This window comes from Variovorax sp. 01T439_2 (genome assembly GCF_056398445.1).
The window spans coordinates 1-5,430 of sequence record NZ_JBFTPJ010000356.1 but is presented as its reverse complement, the minus strand read 5'-3'; the positions used below and the strand labels follow the sequence as shown (position 1 = coordinate 5,430).

Here is a 5,430-nt window from a genome sequence, read left to right as displayed (position 1 = left end):
GCCGTGCACGATGAGCTCGTGCATCAGTGCCAGGGCCAGCGCGGCGTCGGTGCCGGGCAGCAGGGYGATGTGCTCGTCGCACTTGTCGGCGGTTTCGGTCTTGCGCGGGTCGATGCACACCAGCCGCGCACCAGCGCGCCGGGCGGCCTGGGCGTGGCGCCAGAAATGCAGGTTGCTGGCAATGGAGTTGCTGCCCCAGATCAGGATCAGCTTCGCCTCGGCGAAGAACTCGATCCGCATGCCGGCCTTGGCGCCCAGGGTATGGACCATGGCCTCGCCGCCGGCCATGGAGCAGATCGTGCGGTCCAGCAGCGTGGCGCCCAGTTTGTGGAAAAAACGCCGATCCATCGACTCGCCCTGCACCAGGCCCATCGTGCCGGCGTAACTGTAAGGCACAATTGTGTCCGGATCTGTCTGTAATGCACGGAGATGCGCGGCGATGTCGTCAAGAGCGGCGTCCCAGCTGACGGGTTCGAACTGGCCGCTGCCCTTGGGACCGGTCCGCCGAAGCGGCTGGACGAGCCTTTCGGCATGGTCGTTGCGTTCGATGTAGCGCGAAACCTTGGTGCAGAGAACGCCAGCGGTGTGCGAGTGGGCCGGATTGCCCTGCAGCTTCACGGCCACGCCGTCCTTGACGGTGGTGACCAGGGCGCAGGTGTCCGGACAGTCGTGCGGACAGGCGCCCAGGACCGTGGAAGTGTTGGTGGGGAGAACAGCAGTTGTAGAGACCGGGGCATCGACCATCCGGCAAGTCTAAAGTTTTCCAGGCAGAGGCGCGGCAAGGCGCAAAGGAGGTTTCACATGATCAATCGCAGACATTTTTCCCTGGGCGCCGGCGCGGCCGCGCTCGGCGGCTTCCAGTTGGCGCGGGCGCAGGGCGACGTGCCGCTGGTGCTGGGCCAATCGGCACCGTTCACCGGCCCGGCCGCGCAATTGGGCATCCAGTTCCACCAGGGCGCCAAGCTGTTCCTGGACCAGTACAACGCCCAGGCCGGCCGGCGCAACGTGGTCATCAAGAACCTGGACGACGGCTACGAGCCCGACCGCTGCGCCGCCAACACGCAAAAGCTGATCGAAGAAGACGTGTTCGCGCTCTTCGGCTACATCGGCACGCCCACCAGCATGGCGGCGCTGCCGCTCGCGGTGAAGGAGAAGGTGCCTTTCATCGCGCCCTTCACCGGCGCGATGTCGCTGCGCGAACCCTTCCACAGGAACGTGTTCCACCTGCGCGCCTCGTACAACGACGAGACCGCGCTGATCGTGAAGCAGCTCACGCACCTGGGCCTGAAGAAGATCGCGGTCTTCTACCAGAACGACGCCTACGGCAAGGCGGGCCTGGACGGCGTCACGCTCGCGCTGTCGCAGCAGGAGCTCAAGCCGGTGGCGCTGGCCACGGTGGAGCGCAATTCGGTCGATGTGGCCGCGGCGGTGAAGAGCATCACGGCGGCGCGGCCCGACGCGGTGGTCCAGGTGGGCGCCTACAAGGCCTGCGCGGCCTTCATCCGCCAGGCGCGCAAGGCGGGCTACGGCGGCACCTTCTTCAACGTGTCCTTCGTGGGCACCCAGGCGCTGGCCGACGAACTCGGCAAGGAGGGCGCGGGCGTGATGGTGACGCAGGTGGTGCCTTCGCCCTACAACGCGGCCAATGCGATCACGCGCGAATTCAGCGAGACGGTGAAGAAGGCCGGCGCCGGCGCGAGCGCCAATTTCTCGAGCCTGGAAGGCTACCTTGCCGCCAAGGTGCTGACCGAGGGCCTGCGCCGCGCGCCGGGCAAGGCCTCGCGCGACGGCCTCATCACTGGCCTCGAAAGCATCGACCGGCAGCAGTTCGGCGGTTTCGAGGTGTCGTTCTCGGCCAAGAACCACGTGGCATCGAAGTTCGTCGAGCTGTCGATGCTGACCGGGGACGGGCGGGTCCGGACCTAGCTGCAGAGGCCGTCCACGGCCTGGAACATCGCCTGCCTGGCCTGGCTCACGACCTGGCCGCGCCAGGCGTCGGTGTCGGTATAGAAGGCCTCGAGCATGCGCGCGCGGATGCCGGCGGCCAGGTCGGCCGGCGCCTCGGGGTGCTTGTGCAGCCAGTGGTCGGCGCGCAGCGCGGCCAGCACTTCGAGCATGGGCAGCGTGCCGTATTCGAGCGCGATGCCGGTGTATTCGGCCTGCGGGCACTCCTGGTGCGCGGTGTCCCACATCAGGCCGCGCAGCAGCGCCGCGCTCGATGAACCGTCGTAGATCGACGTGACGGGCGCCGCGGGCGTGCCCCACCAGGCATTGGCGCGCGCGTAGGCGACCTTGTCGTCGCGGCCGGCGAAGATGCGCTCGCCCAGGCCATTGGGCCCGAGCCCCGTGTGCAGGTCGATCCAGGCCAGCCGGCGCGCGCTGGCGGCATGCCGGCGCAGCACGCCGCGCAAGGTCTTGTTGCTCCAGGCCGGCGCCTTGCCGCCGAAGAACAGGCCGTCCTCGAACTGGTACTGCCCGCTGGTGACGGCCGCCTGGTAGGCCTCGGCGCCATGCTTGGCTATCCATTTCTCGATGGCGGCCTCGTTCTCGGGCGTGGGCGGCCAGCTCTCGGGCACCAGCAGCGGATGCAGCTTGGCGTAGGGCTCGTTGGCCGGCAGCGGCTTCGAGAAATCGACGAAGTTGCGGTTCAGGTCGACCTTCTCCTGCGTGACGCGCCGGCCGTACGAAAAGCCGTGCGGATTGAGCGCATGCACGTAGAGCACCGCCACGCCCTGCGCCCTGGCCTTCTCGCGCCATTCGGCGTCGTGCAGCGCGAACACCTGCACGCCGCTGCCGCAGTGGCCCTCCACGCCGTGGCAGCCGCTGGAGACGATCAGCAGGCGCTCGGCGTCCGCGGCGCCGTCGAGCGCCACGTCCATCGAGAGCTCCTCGCCGTCCCGCCCCTTGCCCGGATGCGCATGCGGCAGGGCCGCGAGGCCCGCGCTCACGCAGGCCTGCAGGAACTTCTGGCGGGCCTGGGCATAGCGCGGCGAAAACGCCTCGCCGATGCCGATCAAGGCGCGGCTCCCCCGGGCTTGCCGAGGAACTGCTCGGCCAGCTGCACCCAGCAGGTGGCGCCCAGCGGAATGAGCTCGTCGTTGAAGTCGTAGCTCGCGTTGTGCAGCGTGCAGGGCCCTTCGCCGTGGTGCACGTCGCGGTGCGTGCCGTCGCCGTTGCCGATGAAGGCATAGGCGCCGGGCTTGGCCTGCAGCATGAAGGCGAAGTCTTCGGAGGTCATGGCCGCTTCCTGCMGCAGCACGTTCTCGGGGCCGACGATCCCGCCCATCACGCGGCGCGCGAAGTTGGCCTCGGCCTCGGTGTTGATGGTGGGCGGGTAGTAGCGCTCGAAGCGGAAGTCGCACGTGGCATCGTGCGCGGCGCAGATGTGCTCGGCGATCTGGCGCATGCGCGACTCGATCATGTCGAGCACCTCGATCGAGAAGGTGCGCACCGTGCCCGTCAGCTCGCAGTTGTCGGGGATCACGTTGTTGGTTTCGCCGGCATGGATGGTGGTGACCGAGATCACGGCCGAGTCGGTCGGCTTCATCTTGCGCGTGAGGATGGTCTGGAAGGCCTGCACGATCTCGCAGGCGATCGGCACCGGGTCGATGCCGGTCTGCGGCAGCGCGGCATGTCCGCCCTTGCCGATCACGTTGACGTAGAACTTGTTGCCCGACGCCATCACCGGCCCCGGGCTCACCGCGAACTGGCCGGCCTTCATGCCGGGCCAGTTGTGCATGCCGAAGACGGCGTCCATCGGGAACTGCTCGAACAGCCCCTCCTTGATCATCTCGCGCGCGCCGCCGCCGCCCTCTTCGGCCGGCTGGAAGATCAGGTAGACGGTGCCGTCGAAATTGCGGTTCTTCGCAAGATGCTGCGCGGCCGCGAGCAGCATGGCCGTGTGGCCGTCGTGCCCGCAGGCGTGCATCTTGCCGTGGTGCTTGCTGGCATGCGCGAAGGTGTTGAGCTCGGTGACGGGCAGCGCGTCCATGTCGGCGCGCAGGCCCACGGCGCGAGTGCTGGTGCCGTTCTTGACGATGCCCACCACGCCGGTGGTGCCCAGGCCCCGGTGGATGGGAATGCCCCATTCGGTGAGCTTGCCTGCCACCACGTCGGCGGTGCGGACTTCTTCGAAGCAGAGTTCGGGATGGGCGTGGAGGTCACGCCGCACGGCGGCGATGCCGGCCGCCTGCGTGACGAGCGAGTCGATGAGTTTCATGGAGCACAGTCTAGGCTTTGCGGAAACCTCCGCAAAGACCGTGCCGGGCAAACCCCCAGGTCGCGCTCAGCGCCCCATGCTCTTCAGGTAGTCGGCGCGCGCGGCGATCGCGGTGTCGGTGAAGTCGGTGAACACGCCGTCCACGCCCAGCTTGTAGTAGACCGCGTACTCGTTCCTGCCGTCCTTGTTGTAGTCGGCCGCGAGCCGGCGCGATTCGTTGCGGAAGGTGAACGGGTGCACGAAGAGGCCGGCCTTGTGCGCATCGGCAATCAGCGTGGTGGGCGAGACCGAGGTGGCGTCGGCGTCGTTGATCTTGCCGTCCTTGTTGACGTCCAGCGGCTTGCCGTCGGCGCCGATGCTGCCCTTGATGCTCACGATGTAGCGCTTCCACGGGCCGATGCCGTCGGCATAGGTCTTGATCTCGGCCAGGCCCGCGGGCGTGACCATGGCGTCGAAGTTGCGCTTGTCGCCGGCCTTGGTCCAGTCGTAGGGGCGGTCGCTCGGCACGGCGAAGGTGACGGCGCCGGTCTTCAGGTCGACGCTGTCGCCGTCGATCAGCTGGATGAGCCGGGTGTTCAGGCCCTTGGCCTTCATGTACTTGAGGCTTCCGGGCTCGAAGGACTGCACGTAGATGGGCGCGGTCTTGCTGTTCCAGCCGGCGGCGTTGATGGCGGCGATCACCTTGTCTTCCAGCGGCAGCCCCAGCTCGCGGAAGTAGGTCGGGTTCTTGGTCTCGGGGTAGATCGCGATGGTGCGGCCGGCTTCCTTCGACTTGGCCTTGGCAAAGTCGATGATCTCCTGGAAGGTGGGGATCTTGAACTTGCCGTTGAATTCCTGCGGGCGCTCGGGGTCGGTGGAGATGCCGCCCAGCGTCTTGATCTCGGCCAGCGTGAAGTCGTTGCTGAACCAGCCGGTCTGGGTTTCGCCGTCGACCTTGATGGTCTTCTTGCGCGAGGCGAAGCGCGGATGTTTGGCCACGTCGGTGCTGATGGCCAGGTTGGGGTCGTGGCGGGCAATGAGCACGCCGTCCTTGGTGGAGACCAGGTCCATCTCGATCACGTCGGCACCCAGTTCGATGGCGCGCGCATAGGCTTCGAGCGTTTCTTCGGGCAGGTAGCCCGAGGCGCCGCGGTGCGCAATGACCAGCGGCGGGTTGCCGTCGAGCGTGAGCAGCCTGGGGGCGGGACCGGTGGTGCTGCAGGCCGCCAGGC

At 67.6% G+C, this 5,430-nt stretch carries 5 protein-coding genes; 1 reads left to right on the top strand and 4 read right to left on the bottom strand.

What is annotated here, in order from left to right; genetic code table 11:
- On the bottom strand, positions 1-744 hold a 744-nt coding region (locus tag AC1DOC_RS17480), incomplete at its 3' end, for a molybdopterin-dependent oxidoreductase (RefSeq protein WP_478130164.1).
- A 57-nt stretch (positions 745-801) separates the two neighbouring features.
- Here AC1DOC_RS17480 and AC1DOC_RS17475 point away from each other — a divergent pair.
- On the top strand, positions 802-1,926 hold the full coding sequence (locus AC1DOC_RS17475) for an ABC transporter substrate-binding protein (RefSeq protein WP_478084409.1): 1,125 nt from the start codon (positions 802-804) through the stop codon (positions 1,924-1,926).
- Here the strand turns inward: AC1DOC_RS17475 and AC1DOC_RS17470 are convergent.
- The 3 genes from AC1DOC_RS17470 to AC1DOC_RS17460 all read right to left on the bottom strand — a co-directional run bounded on the left by AC1DOC_RS17470 (position 1,923) and on the right by AC1DOC_RS17460 (position 5,428).
- Positions 1,923-3,017, bottom strand: coding sequence for a M14 family metallopeptidase (locus AC1DOC_RS17470; RefSeq protein WP_478081083.1), 1,095 nt, complete (start codon positions 3,015-3,017; stop codon positions 1,923-1,925). The two genes, AC1DOC_RS17475 and AC1DOC_RS17470, sit on opposite strands and share 4 nt — an antisense overlap.
- Positions 3,014-4,219: a M20 aminoacylase family protein gene (locus tag AC1DOC_RS17465; protein ID WP_478130163.1), complete on the bottom strand. Its 1,206-nt coding sequence runs from the start codon at positions 4,217-4,219 to the stop codon at positions 3,014-3,016. Before AC1DOC_RS17465 ends, AC1DOC_RS17470 begins: the two co-directional genes overlap by 4 nt.
- Positions 4,220-4,285: 66 nt before the next feature.
- Positions 4,286-5,428: a glycerophosphodiester phosphodiesterase gene (locus AC1DOC_RS17460; protein ID WP_478130162.1), complete on the bottom strand. Its 1,143-nt coding sequence runs from the start codon at positions 5,426-5,428 to the stop codon at positions 4,286-4,288.
- Between the last annotated feature and the right edge of the window lie 2 nt (positions 5,429-5,430).

Bases quoted from the DNA above. Each gene is read 5' to 3' on its own strand.
- AC1DOC_RS17475 (WP_478084409.1), top strand. From the start codon at position 802: ATGATCAATCGCAGACATTTTTCCCTGGGCGCCGGCGCGGCCGCGCTC.